Source organism: Gymnodinialimonas mytili (assembly GCF_037544085.1).
Classification (GTDB): Bacteria; Pseudomonadota; Alphaproteobacteria; order Rhodobacterales; family Rhodobacteraceae; genus Gymnodinialimonas; species Gymnodinialimonas mytili.
Genome location: NZ_JBBIFW010000003.1, coordinates 133,216 through 147,004, shown reverse-complemented (window position 1 = coordinate 147,004; position 13,789 = coordinate 133,216). Strand labels below are relative to the sequence as shown.

Here is a 13,789-nt window from a genome sequence, read left to right as displayed (position 1 = left end):
CTACCGGAACATCCGGACGGTGGTCGGCTCGTAGCCGGACCCGTAGTCGAGGAAGCGGTCGAGGTTCTCGCGCGCTTGCGCTTCGGCCGTCGCAACCCGCGCGGCTTCGAGCGATTGCGCCCGGTTCTGCGCGGCGATCGCAGCCGTCAGGTCGGAGATCTGCTGGCTTTGGAGAGCGAGAAGTTGATTGCCGGCCTGCGTGGCCTGCAAGGCGCCGGTGGCGGCCTGGCTGCGGCCGACAAGTGCCTGCATCTCGGTTCGGGCGGTCTCGATGTTCCCGACGACACCGGCCTGGACCTTCAGCGCATCCTCGAACCCGGCGACCGAGGTCCGCCAGCGATCCTGTGCGCCAGCAATCATGTCGTCGAAATCGCCGCGAGCCGCCGCTGCGCCGTAATCTTGCGTGAAGGCCTCGTCGATGGTGGCCACGTCATGGGCGATGCGCTGTGCTTCACCCAAGAGCTGCTGGGTTTGCTGGACCGAAGATTGTAGCCGCGAGAGCGAAGAGTAAGGCAGGCTCGCGAGATTGCGGGCTTGATTGACCAGCATCTGGGCCTCGTTCTGGAGCTGGGCGATCTGGTTGTTGATCTGTTCGAGCGTCCGCGCGGCGGTCAGCAGGTTCTCGGCATGGTTGGTCGGATCGTAGACGATCCCGCCGAACCCTCCGCCGAAAAACGCGTGGGCGGGCGGTGCGATCGCCGGGGTCATCGCGACCGCGCTCGACAGCAACAGGGCCGCGGCGGCGCGTCCTGCCAGTTTACGTGTCGTGGTTCTGAACATCAGTTTTCTCCTTGTCGTCGTTTGGGTCTGGGGTGGGGGATGGCGTGGCCTCGATCACGTCGTCGGAAGGACCGAGCAATTCGGTGGCCCAGCCGAGATCGCGACGGGCGAGCCAGGCGGCGGCGAAGCCGTCTCGCCCATGCTCTTCGAGGATCGCGTCGATGGCGGCGTGATCGGATTTCGAGGAAGCCGCTGTGAAGGCGAGTGCGACCTCGCCGAGACCGAGCGCGAAAAGCCGATTGCCGCGGCGCGACTGGCAGTAGTAGTCGCGCTTGGGCGTGGCCCTCGCGATGATCTCGATCTGCCGGTCGTTCAGGCCGAAACTGCGGTAGGTGACGGCGATCTGCGGCTCGAAGGCACGCTCGTTGGGCAGGAAGATGCGTGTCGGGCAGCTCTCGATGATGGCGGGCGCGATATCGGAGCCGTCGATATCGGCCAACGATTGGGTGGCGAAGATAACGCTGGCGTTCTTCTTGCGGAGCGTCTTTAGCCATTCGCGCAGCTGCGAGCCGAAGGTCGCGTCATCGAGCGCGAGCCAGCCTTCGTCGACGATGATGAGGCTCGGCCGCCCGTCGAGGCGGGCTTCTATGCGGTGGAAGAGATAGGCGAGGACGGCGGGAGCAGCGGCGGAGCCTATCAGCCCCTCGGTCTCGAAGGCTTGGAAGTCAGTGGCGCCAAGCGCTTCGCTCTCCGCGTCGAGCAGGCGTCCAAAGGGACCGCCAAGGCAGAACGGCGCGAGTGCGCGCTTGAGATCGTTCGATTGCAGGAGCACAGAGAGGCCCGTCAGCGTGCGTTCCTCAACCGGCGCGGAGGCGAGCGAGGTCAGCGCCGACCAAAGATGGTCACGCGCCACGGGGTAAATTGTGACGCCTTCTCTTGCAAGCAGCCCGGCGAGCCAATCTTGCGCCCAGCTGCGTTCCGCGGCATCGTCGATCCGAGCGAGCGGTTGTAGCTGGACCGCATCCTCTTCTTCGGACAGAGCGAGACCGAGATCTTCCCAGTCTCCACCGCAAGCCATCGTCGCGCAGCGGATCGAGCCGCCGAAATCGAAGGCGAAGATCTGCGCGTTCTCGTAGCGGCGAAACTGCAAAGCCATAAGCGCGAGCAGGACAGACTTGCCCGCGCCGGTCGGGCCGACCATGAGGGTGTGGCCGACATCGCCCACATGGGTCGAGAAGCGGAACGGCGTCGCGCCTTGCGTTTCGGCGTAGAAAAGCGGCGGTCCGCCCAGATGATCGTTCTGCTGCGGCCCGGCCCAGACCGCCGAGATCGGGATCATATGCGCGAGATTGAGCGTCGAAATCGGCGGTTGCCGGACATTGGCGTAGAGGTGGCCGGGCAGCGAACCGAGCCAGGCTTCTATGGCGTTCAGCGTTTCCGGGATGCAGGTGAAGTCACGGCCTTGCACGACCTTCTCGGCGAGCTTGATCTTGGCGTCAGCTGCGCGTTCGTCCGCGTCCCAGACGATGATCGTCGCGGTGACATAGGCCGCGCCGACGATGTCGCTTCCGAGTTCCTGTAAGGCTTCATCGGCATCGCGCGCCTTGTTGTCCGCATCCGAATCCAGAAGCGTCGAGGCCTCGTTAGTCATCACTTCCTTGAGGATCGCGGCGACCGATTTGCGCTTGGCGAACCATTGGCGGCGAATGCGGGTGAAGAGTTTCGTGGCGTCGGTCTTGTCGAGGCAGATGGCGCGCGTGGCCCAGCGATACTCGAACGCCTGCGCGTTGAGCTCGTCGAGAAGCCCGGGCCAGGTCGATGTCGGGAAGCCGACAACGGACAGCGTACGCAGATGGGCTCCGCCGAGTTTCGGCGCGAGCCCGGCAACCAGCGGCTCGTCCGCCAGATAGGCGTCGAGATGCATCGGTGTCTCGGGCACACGAACCGCCTGCGCCCGCGTCGAGATCGTCGAATGCAGATAAGACAGCGTCTCTTCATCATCCAGCCAGACTGCCTCGGGCATGAATCCCTCGAAGAGATCGAGCAGGCGGTCCGAGCGTGACCGGAACGCCGCGAAATGTTCTTTCGGATTGGCGCCCTTGCTCGGCGCGTCCTCGAAGAGCCAGCCACTCGCCCGGCTCGTATCGTCCGCCGGAGGCACCCAGGTCAGCGTCAGGAAGTAGCGACTCTCATAGTGACTGGATGCCTCTTCGAATTGCGCGCGCCGCTCGGCATCGACCAATGCGGAAATCGGATCAGGAAACTCCGACAGCGGATAATTGCGCGCCGGGATCCGTTGCGCTTCGACGAACACCGCCCATCCCGAGCTGAGGCGGCGGAGCGCGCTGTTGAGCCGCGCAGCTGTGGCGACCAGTTCGGCGGGCGTGGCGGACTCGAGATCGGGCCCGCGGAACCGCGCCGTGCGCTGGAAGCTCCCATCCTTGTTCAGGATCACGCCTTCGCCGATCAGCGCGGCCCAGGGCAGGAAATCGGCAAGCAGCGCGGCCTTCGAGCGATATTCGGCGAGGCGCATCATTCCCTCACACCCCCATCCAGGTTGGGTAACGGAGGTGGCGGCGCGCGACGTCGGCGATCTGGGCGTCCCGCTTGGCGGCGTAGACCGCCAGCATGTGACCGATGGCCCAGAGAGCGAGCCCGACCAGCCAGAGCCGAAGCCCGAGGCCCACTGCGGCCGCTATGGTGCCGTTGGCGATCGCGATGGTCCGCGGCGCGCCGCCCAAAAGGATCGGCTCGGTCAGTGCGCGATGCACGGGCGCGGTGAAGCCGGGAATGTCGGTGGGATCGCTCATATGAGGGCACCGCCGCCGAAGGAGAAGAAGGACAGGAAGAAGCTCGAGGCAGCGAATGCGATCGACAGGCCGAAGACGATCTGCACGAGCCGACGGGCGCCACCCGAGGTATCGCCAAAAGCGAGCGTCAGGCCGGTGATGATGATGATCATGACCGCGACGATCTTGGCGACCGGGCCTTCGATGGATTCGAGGATCGCCTGAAGCGGCGCTTCCCAGGGCATGCCTGAGCCGGCGGCCTCGGCCTGTCCGGCGGCCAGCAGGAAGCCGAGCGCAGCGGCGCCGAGATAGACGGGCCATCGGGGATAAAGGAGATTGATTCGGCTGGTCATGTGGCGGTTCCTTTCGGGGTGTTGAGAAGCGAGTGGAGCGCATAGTCGCCGGTGTCGGTGAGGCCCGTGACGCGCGCGAGGTCCGTGAGACGACGGTCGCTGCCGCGTCCTTGCAGGACGGCGAGCACGTCGATGGTCTCCGCGATGAGCGCGCGCGGGACGGTGACGACGGCTTCCTGGATCAGCTGTTCGAGGCGGCGCAGCGCGCCGATGGCAGAGCCCGCATGGATCGTGCCGATGCCGCCGGGATGGCCGGTGCACCAGGCTTTGAGAAGATCGAGGGCTTCGGACCCGCGCACCTCACCGATCGGGATACGATCCGGGCGCAAACGGAGTGATGAGCGAACGAGATCGGAGAGCGTCGCGACGCCGTCCTTGGTGCGCAGCGCGACCAGATTGGGCGTCGTGCATTGCAGCTCATGGGTATCTTCGATCAAGACCACCCGGTCGGAAGTCTTGGCGACTTCGGCCAGCAGCGCGTTGGTGAGCGTTGTCTTGCCCGTGGACGTGCCGCCGGCGACGAGGATGTTGGCGCGCGATGCGACCGCCTCGCGGAGCGCCTTGGCGGCGGAACCATCCATGATCCCGGCGCGGACATAATCGTTGAGTGTGAAGACGGCGACGGCAGGCTTGCGGATGGCGAAGGTCGGGGCCGCGACGACGGGTGGAAGAAGTCCCTCGAACCGCTCACCCGTCCCGGGCAACTCGGCCGAAACGCGCGGCGCATCCGTATGGACTTCCGCGCCGACATGATGGGCGACGAGGCGGACGATCCGCTCGCCATCTTCTGCCGAGAGCACAGCACCCGTATCGCAGAGTCCCGCGCCGAGGCGGTCGACCCAAAGGCGACCGCACGGATTGAGCATCACCTCAACGACGGCGTCCTCGTCGAGCCAGGCCGCGATATCCGCGCCAAGCGCTGTGCGGAGCATGCGGGAACCGCGCTCGATCGCTGCTGACTTGAAAGTGTGGACGGTCATTCGCGGCCCCGCATCTGGTTACGGGGTCGATTAAGAAGACCGCTAAAGGATCATTCGCAACAAGTTTGAGAGCGTAGTAGTGCGGTGGCGTAGAGAGGCAGGGACAAGCGCAGTTCGCGTGAAGCTGCGATGACGTCAGACAAAGGATGTTTGCTCTGGGATGTCCTCCGAGACTTCCTTGGTAAGCGTTTTCCCCTTTGCGAGTCGCCGCCCGAGCGCTTCTACAAACCCGTCATAGCGTTCCTTGCCCGATGCCTGTGCGGCCTCCCGCATCTCATCCGGCAAGGGCGGTGTGGTGGTCAGCCAGAACTTCACGAACAGTGCGCTGGCTTCATTCCCGATCGACATATCCCGCTCCAAACGCTCGACGGCCCGGGTGAGACGATCCAGGCGACGAACGATTGCCGCCTCCCGCTGATCGGCTCCATCGGGCGATAGGAATGCGGCGAGCGCCGCTTCCACGATTTGCGATTTCGAGACCTTCCGACGCGCTGCCAGTGCCTCCAACTCGCCCGACAAAGCCGGATCGAAATAAACATTCAAACGATCTTTCTTCACGGCCATCTCTTAGAGCTCGATCCCGTCATCGGGATCGAGCGAAGCCTGCCGTGCGACCGTACCGAACCGGTCGCGCATCGCCTTGGCGCGCTGCGCATCATCTTCCGGCTCGCCATCGAGATCGGCGAACTCGCTGCGGGCCGGGATCGGTTCTGGGGCGATGTCCTCGTGTTCCGGCAGGTCGGGCTGCCGACGGATGCCGCCATCGGCCTCGTCGGTTTTCGCTTTTCGTTTCTTCGTTGGCGGCGCGACAATCGGTTCGCGTTTGCTCCAATCGTCTGCCGAAGTGCTGACTCCCTTAGCTTGCGCGTTGCGATCCGGTGGCGGCGCAATCCGGGCCTTGAACTGCAGATCGGTGTAGTAGCGCGCCTTCTCCGCACGCACCGGTGGCGAACCGGAGACCAGAACGATCTCGTCTGTTGGCGGGAGCTGCATCATCTCGCCGGGTGTCAGGAGTGGTCGCGCTGTTTCCTGACGAGACACCATCAAATGCCCGAGCCAAGGCGACAGCCGATGCCCGGCATAGTTCTTCATGGCCCGCATTTCGGTCGCCGTGCCGAGCGCATCGGAGACCCGCTTGGCGGTTCGCTCGTCATTGGTCGCGAAGGCGACGCGGACATGGCAGTTGTCGAGGATCGCGTTGTTCTGCCCGTAAGCCTTCTCGATCTGGTTCAGAGACTGGGCGATCAGGAATGCCTTGATCCCATAGCCCGCCATGAAGGCCAGCTGGCTCTCGAAGAAGTCGAGCCGACCGAGCGCCGGGAACTCGTCGAGCATGAGCAGCATGCGGTGGGTGCGTCTGGCGTGCAGGTCTTCTGTCAGCCGTCTGCCGATCTGATTGAGTACCAAACGGATGAGCGGCTTGGTCCGCGAGATGTCCGAAGGCGGCACGACGAGATAGAGGGTCACCGGCATGTCGCCGGTCACTAGATCGTCGATCCGCCAGTCGCAGCGCCGCGTGACGTTGGCGACAACGGGATCGCGATAGAGCCCGAGAAAGCTCATGGCCGTCGAGAGCACACCGGAGCGTTCGTTCTCCGATTTGTTCAGAAGTTCCCGCGCGGCCTGCGCGACGACGGGATGCGGGTGGTCGCCAAGATGCGGGGTGCGCATCATAGCCGCGAGCGTCGACTCGATCGGACGCTTCGGATCGGACAGGAAGGCTGCGACGCCTGCCAGCGTCTTGTCCGCTTCCGCATAGAGCACATGCAGGATGGCACCTGCGAGAAGCGAATGGCTGGTCTTCTCCCAATGGTTCCGTCGTTCGAGCAGGCCTTCGGGATCGACCAGGATGTCGGCGACGTTCTGGACGTCGCGCACCTCACTGTCACCGCGTCGGACTTCGAGCAGCGGGTTGTAGGCCGCCGAGGTCGGATCGGTTGGGTCGAAGAGCAGCACCCGGCTGAACCGGGAGCGGTAGTTCGCCGTGAGCTGCCAGTTCTCACCCTTGATGTCGTGGACGATGGCGGAGCCCGGCCAAGTGAGCAGTGACGGCACAACCAGACCGACACCCTTGCCCGAGCGCGTCGGTGCGAAGCAGAGCACATGCTCGGGTCCGTCGTGGCGGAGATAGCGAGACTGGTAGCGTCCGAGCACCACGCCGTCGTCGACGAATAATCCGGCCTCGCGCATATCTTTCTCGGTACCCCAGCGGGCGGAGCCGTAAGTGGTCACGTTGCTCGCTTCGCGGGCGCGCAGGACGGAAAGAAAGATCGCGACACAGACAGAAGCGATACCGCCCGCGCCGGCGATGATCGCGCCTTCCATGAAGACGCGCGGCGCATAAGCATCATACCAGTACCACCAGACGAAGACATTCCATGGCGCATAGATCGGCAGACCGAGGATCGTCGTCATCGGCTGGCCGAGCTCTGATTGAAAGCCGAGCCGGAACGCCACCCATTGCGTCGCCGCCCAGACGAAGAGCAACGCGACCGTCGAGACGATGAGGATCTGGCCCCAGAGAATCGCGGTGGCCGATGATGCGTGTTTCTTCGAGGTCATAATGTTCTCCGGGTTAGATCGAGAGGCCGCGCTTGCGGCCGAGCGACCAGTCGATTCCACCACCCGCCGAAACAGTGCCGGTGACGGTCTGGCCGAGATGCTTTTCGAGTTGGGGCTTCCAGGGGACGAGTTCGAAGCCCATTCCGTCGTCGATCATGGCGAAACGACCCGAGGCGAGATCGAGGCGTTGGCGATACGTGCCAGCCACGGTCTCGCCCTCACCAGACTTGCGGAATGGCAGGCCGGTCTCGTGTGCGATCTTGCTCGCCGCTCTATCGAGATCGCGTTGGCGCAACGTCTTGAGTAGATCGCGGTTGAAGGTGACTCGCTGACCTTGCCGTCTCGCGAGGCCCTGGCCGACCATATGCTCGGCCCGCTTCTCCAGAGCGTCGCGGACCTCGGCTCCGAACCCGCTTGGCGCCAGCGGTGCGCGGGTCTTGGCGAGCGCCAGACGGTCGACCCAGGTTGCGCCGTCCGAGCCGATCTGTTTGTCGATCGCCATATCCGACCGCCCGACCAGCGACAGGCGCTTCGCCCCTCCATCCTTCCCGGCCCAGCTCCGCGTCTCGACGATCCCGCCGAGAGGTGTGTCGCCGGTGAGATCGAGATCGCGGAAGCGAAAGTGATGGAGCCGGCCATCGACGCCATCGATGATTGCATAGGCCTCCCCCGAGAGTTCGTTGTGCAAGCCGCGATCGACGAGCTTTCCGAGGATGGGATTGTCCGGCTGACCCTCGATGGCGAAGTCAGACTGCGCGCGCGCCTGACCGCGTGTCTGTTCGCTCAGGGCCCGATGCATCGTCTTGATGATGTCGCCGCGCACGGCCATCTCGCGCAGCGTCTCTTCCATGCCAGGTTTGAGCTGCCAGACCGACGGCGCCAGCTTTTCGGCAAGGCTGAAGCGTTCCAGAGTCTGCGCACGCCCGATCATTCGGCGCTTGAGGTCTTGGTCGTCGAGATCGGGTGCGCCGGGCCGCAAGTCAGCGACCCCGAGGGTGTCATCGGCGTGAGACCGCAGCGCGTGATCCAGACCGGTCCAGCGCTCGGCCTTCACCTCTGCGTCGAGACCAGCGGCGATCTCCTTCTCGCTGCGCGGTCCGAGTTCGAGGTCTACGAGTTCCTCTGCGCGGCCTCGCAATCCGCGGCTGATGTAATCGCGCGAGATGACGAGGTCTTTGCCGTCGCCGGCTTTGCCGCGCACGAGCACATGGACATGCGGATTGTCGGTGTTCCAATGATCGACCGCGACCCAGTCTAGCTCCGTGCCGAGATCGCGTTCGGCCTGGGCCATCAGGTCGCGGGTGAAGGCGCGCAAGTCTTCCATCTGACCGGCGTCCTTCGGCGAGATGATGAAGCGGAAATGATGACGGTCGTCTTCGGTGCTCGCGGCGAAGGCGCGATCGTCGGCCTGGTCGTGCTCCTTTTCGAACATTGCCGCATCTCGGCCGTCCTTGGTGACGCCCTCGCGCTTCAGATAATCGAGATGCTTGGCGAGCGGTGCGGACCGGAACTTCTGACCGCGATGCCGGACGATCCGCGCATTTACGACGACCCGGCGCTGCGTTCGCGCGAGGCCTCTTGTGGCTCGCACGAAGCGTCCACGTCCGAACGTCGACCGTCCGGCACGACCGCCGCTCGTCCTGAAATGATTGCCGGTATGCCCCGCTTTCTTCGCGGCACGCATGACCTGTCCGACGAAGCTCTTGGCGCGTTTGGCTGACGGGCCTTTGTCGCGGATACGCCCCGGCTTGATGCGAATGTCGTTATCGCGCTGGCTCATGCTCGTGCCTCCCCAAAATCAGGCATGGCACGGTGAAAGCTGAGTAGAATCAGAGCGATAGCTGTGGGCGCAGCACTGTGGTCAAGTGTGCGGAACGCAAAAAACCCAACAACAACAACGCCGTAGCGCCCCCGCGTGTCCGGCCTTTTATCTTGCCCTCCCGTCGTTGATTTGGGCTGCAATCCTCCGCCTGCCGCATTCCATACGAAGCAGCACGACGGAACGGGGCGGAGCCAGATCGCTGCGCTCATCGCTCTGGCTCCCCGGTTCTGGAGACAAAAAGCCGGTTCGGTTGGGTGCTCTGTGAACGCGACGGGTTCGGTTCGTCGGCGTTCTGAGCAGTAGCCGATGTGCGGTCTGGGGCTGCACTCCGCAGCGCTTCTAGCGACGCGGAAACAGGCGCAAAGAGTGGGGCCGCTTGCCATCGGTCGGCAGAAACCGTGCGGACTGGCTGCAACGGCGCTGCATCCGAGAAGCCCAGTTCTTGCGAAAGGGCTGCAACGTAGCGACGGGTTTCACGCGGCAATATCCGCCCGGTGCGAAGGTGCTCGGCATACCGTCCGGGGCCAGCATTGTAGGCCGCGAGAAACCCCGGCGCGCCGAACTGGTCATACATCTGGCGCAGATAGGCCGTGCCTGCGAGGATGTTCTCGCGGCGGTTGAACGGGTCCGAGCCAAAGCCATGCGCAGCGCGAAGCTCCGCCCAAGTGCCGGGCATGATCTGCATCAGACCCATAGCACCGGCGCTGCTGACGGCGCGCGCATTGCCCGCACTTTCGGCCTGCATCACGGCGCGTATCCAGCGCTCGGGGATGCGGAAGCGTTGCGCCGCTTCGGCAATATGAGCGTCGACATCGGACGTTGGCGTGGCGGTCTCGGCGGAGTGCGGGAACATATCCTGGGCGTCGGCGGCGGGCGGATTTGCGCAGCCGGAAAGTGCGATCAGGATCGCGGAAGCGGCGACAAGACGACGGCCGGAAGGGAAAAGGAAGGCCATCGCGTCAACCCTCACGCGTCCAGATCGGCACCGCGCGGCCTATGATCGTGGCGCGCGGCAGTGGCCCGAAATACCGTCCGTCGAGGCTCGCCTCGGTGTGTGGATTGAGGAAGAAGATCTGATCGTCGGTGAGCCGATGACAGCCCTGCCAAACGGGCAGTGGGCGGTCGAAACGGTCGTGTGTCTTTGCGGTCGCGACTGCAACGCCATCGACGCTGATCGTGACGCCGACACGGCAGACGCGCTGTCCAGGAAGCGCGGCGACATGCTTGATCAGCGGGACATCGGCGCCGAGATAGCCATGCTCCAGGAGCCAATCGCCGAGCGGCGATGGCGGTTCGAGAACGACCGGATCGCCGACGATCGGCGTGTCGAGCGGCTGCACGGCGTAGAAGCCGATGGGCACGCTGGCCGAGGCGTTCCAGACGAGGATCGGGTTGGCGCGGATGATCGCGGAAAGCGCGATCAACGCGATACCGGCGCTGCCGATGAGGAGTGATGGGCGCGCCCGTTTCATGCCGCCAGCTCCCGTCTTTTGAGCTAGGCCTCATGCCGAAAAGGCGTGTAGCGGCGCGGCTCTACATTGCAGCTGAGGCGATTGTGGACGTGGCGCCAGTGATCCGGACAGACGTCTTCCGGCGCGATCTTTTCGGCCTCGATCTGATCGATTGCGACCAGCACCGCCTCGACCTTTGGCCAGCCAGACAGCCGCAACAGAGACACCCCGCCGGGTGTCACAAAAGGCACCGTCGAATAGCGCTCGCCGGGGCGGGCGGCTTGCAAGATGTCTATTCGACTTTCGACCGTGCCATAGTCGTTCGCGGCCCAGCGGACGAAAGCGAAGATGCCGCCAGGACCGACGCCGACCACGTTGACCGACCGGCTTTTGATCGTCTCCTGAACGATCCGACCGAAGCGCAACCAGCGTTCGATGCGGCCCTCGATCCACGTCAATTCGATGGTCGTGCGCGCGCTCATGAGCGCTTCTCGCCGCTATAGGCCGGCGAGATCGCCGCATGACGTTTGGCCGGAAGCACGGTGTCGCCGGTGTTGTCGGAGGTCGAGCGTTTCTCGCCGCGGCTGACCCAGGCCTGTAGATCTTCGACCGCGTAGACGACACGGCCGCCGATTTTGGAATACTTTGGCCCGGTCCCGTAGGTGCGGTGTTTCTCCAACGTGCGACCGGACAGGCCGAGAAAACGGGCAGCTTCGGGGGTTCTGAGATAGCGCGGCGGCAGGCCGGCATTGGGATCGGGCATCGGGGTCTCCTCTGGTCATCGCGGGTCCGTCGCGGGATGCAAGGGACGGCTCGTGGCCAGAGAAGCGGAGAAGAGCGCCCGGGAGGGATGACGAAGATTTTCGCGCGGAATCGTCACCCCTGAAAATCGGGATATGCGCATGCTCAGACAGTAATTTTTAGAAGGGAATGTCGTCTTCGGATTGCGAACGGCTGCTCTCGATCCGTTCGATGAAGGCCAGTGAAGAGAGTACGCAGTCGATCAGAAACTGCGCTTCGGATACCGAAAGCAGGTCATTGTCATGCGCGAAGGATCGCTTGTTGCGTGCGTCGTTGAGACTTTCGAACAGCTTATGCTGCACACGTAGGGTCGGTAACGCGAACTGCGTGACCTCGCCTGCATCGCGAAGAAGTTTCCCATAGGCGCCGAAAATCGCATGAAGCGGTGTCTTGGCGTCGACGGGCTGGCCGCGTTCGGAGAGCAAATGACGGAAGCGTTTGACGCAGTAGGTATGCACGCGATCAAGCGCGACGTCGGGCTTCTCGGCAACCAGATCGTTTGCGATGGCGGCGCGTAGCTTCGGCAGGGTCGTGTCGCGCGAGAAGTCGGTCAGCGCATCTTCGAGCTTCATGGTCGATGCGGCCTCGAGCTCGTCTGCGAAGCGTTTAAGCCAGTCTGCGAGGCGCGCTTCTTCTTCTGCATCGTCCTCGCGGTAGTCGGCCAGGCTGCATCGGTAGTCCCAAAGCGCGCGCATGACTTGGGCCACAAAGCGCGGTTCCGCCACTTCGACGAAACCGCGCAGCGTCTTTCCCTTGCTGTGCCCTTCGATCTGGAAACGCTCTTGGAAGATATTCAGATCGAACGTCTCCTCGAACCATTCGGCCATCGTCCGGTCCGAGAAATCGAGAACGTATCCGCCACCGCTGTGAAAAATCTGATCGAAGACTGTTCGCGATTTCGTAGGCAGACGGCGCGTGCGACCGAGAATGCGCGGAGGGCTGACTGAAGGTTTAGACTCGATCGACATGATTATAGAATATCAGCCCGATAGCATGCCGCAATCATTTGGCATTATTTCGTTTTTCCACGCAGAAGCTGTTTGAAACCCGCTTCCGTCAGATGTCTGCCGTAGTTTGCAAGACGCGCGATCTGCGCCTTCAACGCGCTCGTCTTCCAAGGTTCGGCGGCGACCCTCCGAGCGCCGAAATAGGTGATCGCGATGTCTCGCAGTTTCGCGCCGGATTGCCGCGCATCGTCAGTGCGCAGCGCATGACCGATACGTCTGCGCCGTTGTAGGGTGAACAAAGCGCGCGGTGTCTGACCACCCCAGATGCGCCTAAGGCGCTCCGCGGTGGCGATCCTGATCGACCAGTCGGGCGACCATGGGACGATGAAAGCGCGCGGCCTCTCTGCGGTCAACTCATCGTCGGAAACGACGATCAATCCGGAACGAATGCGGGTCCAGTAGCGGCCGCGGGTGCCGCGCCTTGCTTCCACGATGACATGATCGAAAGCCGCTGGCTCTGCTTCGTAGAGATTCCTGGCCGTCATCAAAGAGGTCACGGCTGGTGCAATAGAAGGTCGCCAGTAGAGTTTCGCGTCCGTCGCCTTGAGCTCAGGATCGACGGGGAAATCGTAACCCCCAAGCGGCCGCCTCGTTCTCGGTCATGTTCGGAAACGCGGCCCGGTAGTCGGGATTGCGTCTGAGGCACTCCCAGGCCAGGCCGGAGGCATCGAGTTTTTCGATGTAGGCGTAATCGGTTTCGTTTCGCCAGTTCGTTGGCATATCCGCTCTCCAACTGTTACGCGCCGAGCGTCAGACGCTTTGGACTCAGCAATATGCTCGCGTTAAACGCGAAAGCGTAGGGAGACGGACGGCATAGGGCGATGCGCGAAAGGCATCACGCGCAAGCTCGCTTATTGCGGCTTCAGGCGTTGGTCAGGAGGTCGCGGTAACCTTGCTCAGCGACCCAGTGAGCGCGCACGAGGTGATTGTCATGCACGCGTTTGGCGCGCTCCGGTTCGTCTTCGGCGTCGATCCCGAACAGGTGGTGCGCGACTTCCGAAAGCGCCGCCCCATCGACTTCCGCGTCGAGGAGGCGTGCGTAAAGCTTGAGTTGGGCGCGGTCATAGTCGGTCAGGTGGTCGCTGTTTGGCGGGGTATCGGTAAGTTTTCGACTAATCTCACTGCTCATCTTATCCCCCATGGGCATTGTTGATGCCCATATGGTTAATGCCTCACTTACATCGCTTCGCGCAACTGCCGCATGGCTGAAAGGCTGCATTTCCGTATCTGATCTCTGAACGACGTGGCATGGGGCGTGCATTATAATACGTCGCACTAAAATACGCGATAGGTCTTTTGTCGTC

Annotated in this window: 16 protein-coding genes; all 16 read right to left on the bottom strand. The window is 63.3% G+C overall.

The genetic code is table 11. The annotated features are described in order from the left end of the window. Positions 1 to 780: a P-type conjugative transfer protein TrbJ gene (trbJ, locus tag V8J82_RS14930; RefSeq protein ID WP_339976193.1), complete on the bottom strand. Its 780-nt coding sequence runs from the start codon at positions 778 to 780 to the stop codon at positions 1 to 3. Further along, a complete protein-coding gene (trbE, locus tag V8J82_RS14925; protein WP_339976192.1) occupies positions 758 to 3,256 on the bottom strand; it encodes a conjugal transfer protein TrbE in 2,499 nt (832 codons plus the stop codon). The genes trbJ and trbE overlap by 23 nt, the downstream gene beginning before the upstream one ends. 4 nt (positions 3,257 to 3,260) lie before the next feature. Beyond that, a complete protein-coding gene (locus tag V8J82_RS14920; protein WP_081533694.1) occupies positions 3,261 to 3,530 on the bottom strand; it encodes a VirB3 family type IV secretion system protein in 270 nt (89 codons plus the stop codon). After that, positions 3,527 to 3,862, bottom strand: coding sequence for a TrbC/VirB2 family type IV secretion system protein (locus tag V8J82_RS14915; protein WP_339976191.1), 336 nt, complete (start codon positions 3,860 to 3,862; stop codon positions 3,527 to 3,529). Before V8J82_RS14915 ends, V8J82_RS14920 begins: the two co-directional genes overlap by 4 nt. Next, positions 3,859 to 4,794 carry a P-type conjugative transfer ATPase TrbB gene (gene trbB / locus V8J82_RS14910; protein ID WP_439650080.1) on the bottom strand — a complete coding sequence of 312 codons (936 nt, stop codon included), beginning with the start codon at positions 4,792 to 4,794 and terminating at the stop codon, positions 3,859 to 3,861. The genes V8J82_RS14915 and trbB overlap by 4 nt, the downstream gene beginning before the upstream one ends. Before the next feature lie 183 nt (positions 4,795 to 4,977). After that, positions 4,978 to 5,406: a ribbon-helix-helix domain-containing protein gene (locus V8J82_RS14905; RefSeq protein ID WP_339976189.1), complete on the bottom strand. Its 429-nt coding sequence runs from the start codon at positions 5,404 to 5,406 to the stop codon at positions 4,978 to 4,980. Positions 5,407 to 5,409: 3 nt separating this feature from the next. Next, the gene (locus V8J82_RS14900; protein WP_339976188.1) at positions 5,410 to 7,404 is read right to left on the bottom strand and encodes a conjugal transfer protein TraG; all 1,995 of its coding nucleotides are present in this window, start codon (positions 7,402 to 7,404) and stop codon (positions 5,410 to 5,412) included. Positions 7,405 to 7,417: 13 nt separating this feature from the next. Continuing rightward, positions 7,418 to 9,184, bottom strand: a complete 1,767-nt coding sequence (locus V8J82_RS14895) for a relaxase/mobilization nuclease domain-containing protein (RefSeq protein ID WP_339976187.1) — start codon at positions 9,182 to 9,184, stop codon at positions 7,418 to 7,420. Positions 9,185 to 9,431: 247 nt separating this feature from the next. Continuing rightward, positions 9,432 to 10,181: a lytic transglycosylase domain-containing protein gene (locus V8J82_RS14890; protein WP_439650074.1), complete on the bottom strand. Its 750-nt coding sequence runs from the start codon at positions 10,179 to 10,181 to the stop codon at positions 9,432 to 9,434. A 4-nt stretch (positions 10,182 to 10,185) separates the two neighbouring features. After that, complete coding sequence (locus V8J82_RS14885; protein WP_339976186.1) at positions 10,186 to 10,698, bottom strand: S26 family signal peptidase; 513 nt, start codon at positions 10,696 to 10,698, stop codon at positions 10,186 to 10,188. A 23-nt stretch (positions 10,699 to 10,721) separates the two neighbouring features. After that, a complete protein-coding gene (locus V8J82_RS14880) occupies positions 10,722 to 11,159 on the bottom strand; it encodes a DUF2840 domain-containing protein (protein WP_339976185.1) in 438 nt (145 codons plus the stop codon). Beyond that, positions 11,156 to 11,440 (bottom strand): helix-turn-helix transcriptional regulator, encoded by a 285-nt coding sequence (locus tag V8J82_RS14875; protein ID WP_339976184.1) that lies wholly within the window; start codon positions 11,438 to 11,440, stop codon positions 11,156 to 11,158. Before V8J82_RS14875 ends, V8J82_RS14880 begins: the two co-directional genes overlap by 4 nt. 157 nt (positions 11,441 to 11,597) lie before the next feature. Then, the gene (locus tag V8J82_RS14870; protein WP_339976183.1) at positions 11,598 to 12,446 is read right to left on the bottom strand and encodes an abortive infection family protein; all 849 of its coding nucleotides are present in this window, start codon (positions 12,444 to 12,446) and stop codon (positions 11,598 to 11,600) included. Positions 12,447 to 12,490: 44 nt separating this feature from the next. Further along, positions 12,491 to 12,970, bottom strand: coding sequence for a DUF2285 domain-containing protein (locus tag V8J82_RS14865; protein ID WP_339976182.1), 480 nt, complete (start codon positions 12,968 to 12,970; stop codon positions 12,491 to 12,493). A 64-nt stretch (positions 12,971 to 13,034) separates the two neighbouring features. Next, positions 13,035 to 13,205: a transcriptional regulator domain-containing protein gene (locus V8J82_RS14860; RefSeq protein WP_339976181.1), complete on the bottom strand. Its 171-nt coding sequence runs from the start codon at positions 13,203 to 13,205 to the stop codon at positions 13,035 to 13,037. 142 nt (positions 13,206 to 13,347) lie between these two features. Continuing rightward, a complete protein-coding gene (locus V8J82_RS14855) occupies positions 13,348 to 13,614 on the bottom strand; it encodes a DNA -binding domain-containing protein (RefSeq protein WP_339976180.1) in 267 nt (88 codons plus the stop codon). Positions 13,615 to 13,789 lie beyond the last annotated feature (175 nt).

What these genes read in the sequence shown, in the direction of transcription:
- V8J82_RS14885 (WP_339976186.1), bottom strand. Translation starts at nt 10,698, where the DNA reads ATGAAACGGGCGCGCCCATCACTCCTCATCGGCAGCGCCGGTATCGCG.
- V8J82_RS14870 (WP_339976183.1), bottom strand. Translation starts at nt 12,446, where the DNA reads ATGTCGATCGAGTCTAAACCTTCAGTCAGCCCTCCGCGCATTCTCGGT.
- trbE (WP_339976192.1), bottom strand. Translation starts at nt 3,256, where the DNA reads ATGATGCGCCTCGCCGAATATCGCTCGAAGGCCGCGCTGCTTGCCGAT.
- V8J82_RS14900 (WP_339976188.1), bottom strand. Translation starts at nt 7,404, where the DNA reads ATGACCTCGAAGAAACACGCATCATCGGCCACCGCGATTCTCTGGGGC.
- V8J82_RS14875 (WP_339976184.1), bottom strand. Translation starts at nt 11,440, where the DNA reads ATGCCCGATCCCAATGCCGGCCTGCCGCCGCGCTATCTCAGAACCCCC.
- V8J82_RS14855 (WP_339976180.1), bottom strand. Translation starts at nt 13,614, where the DNA reads ATGAGCAGTGAGATTAGTCGAAAACTTACCGATACCCCGCCAAACAGC.
- V8J82_RS14865 (WP_339976182.1), bottom strand. Translation starts at nt 12,970, where the DNA reads ATGACGGCCAGGAATCTCTACGAAGCAGAGCCAGCGGCTTTCGATCAT.
- V8J82_RS14895 (WP_339976187.1), bottom strand. Translation starts at nt 9,184, where the DNA reads ATGAGCCAGCGCGATAACGACATTCGCATCAAGCCGGGGCGTATCCGC.
- V8J82_RS14860 (WP_339976181.1), bottom strand. Translation starts at nt 13,205, where the DNA reads ATGCCAACGAACTGGCGAAACGAAACCGATTACGCCTACATCGAAAAA.
- V8J82_RS14880 (WP_339976185.1), bottom strand. Translation starts at nt 11,159, where the DNA reads ATGAGCGCGCGCACGACCATCGAATTGACGTGGATCGAGGGCCGCATC.
- V8J82_RS14915 (WP_339976191.1), bottom strand. Translation starts at nt 3,862, where the DNA reads ATGACCAGCCGAATCAATCTCCTTTATCCCCGATGGCCCGTCTATCTC.
- V8J82_RS14890 (WP_439650074.1), bottom strand. Translation starts at nt 10,181, where the DNA reads ATGGCCTTCCTTTTCCCTTCCGGCCGTCGTCTTGTCGCCGCTTCCGCG.
- trbJ (WP_339976193.1), bottom strand. Translation starts at nt 780, where the DNA reads ATGTTCAGAACCACGACACGTAAACTGGCAGGACGCGCCGCCGCGGCC.
- trbB (WP_439650080.1), bottom strand. Translation starts at nt 4,794, where the DNA reads ATGCTCCGCACAGCGCTTGGCGCGGATATCGCGGCCTGGCTCGACGAG.
- V8J82_RS14920 (WP_081533694.1), bottom strand. Translation starts at nt 3,530, where the DNA reads ATGAGCGATCCCACCGACATTCCCGGCTTCACCGCGCCCGTGCATCGC.
- V8J82_RS14905 (WP_339976189.1), bottom strand. Translation starts at nt 5,406, where the DNA reads ATGGCCGTGAAGAAAGATCGTTTGAATGTTTATTTCGATCCGGCTTTG.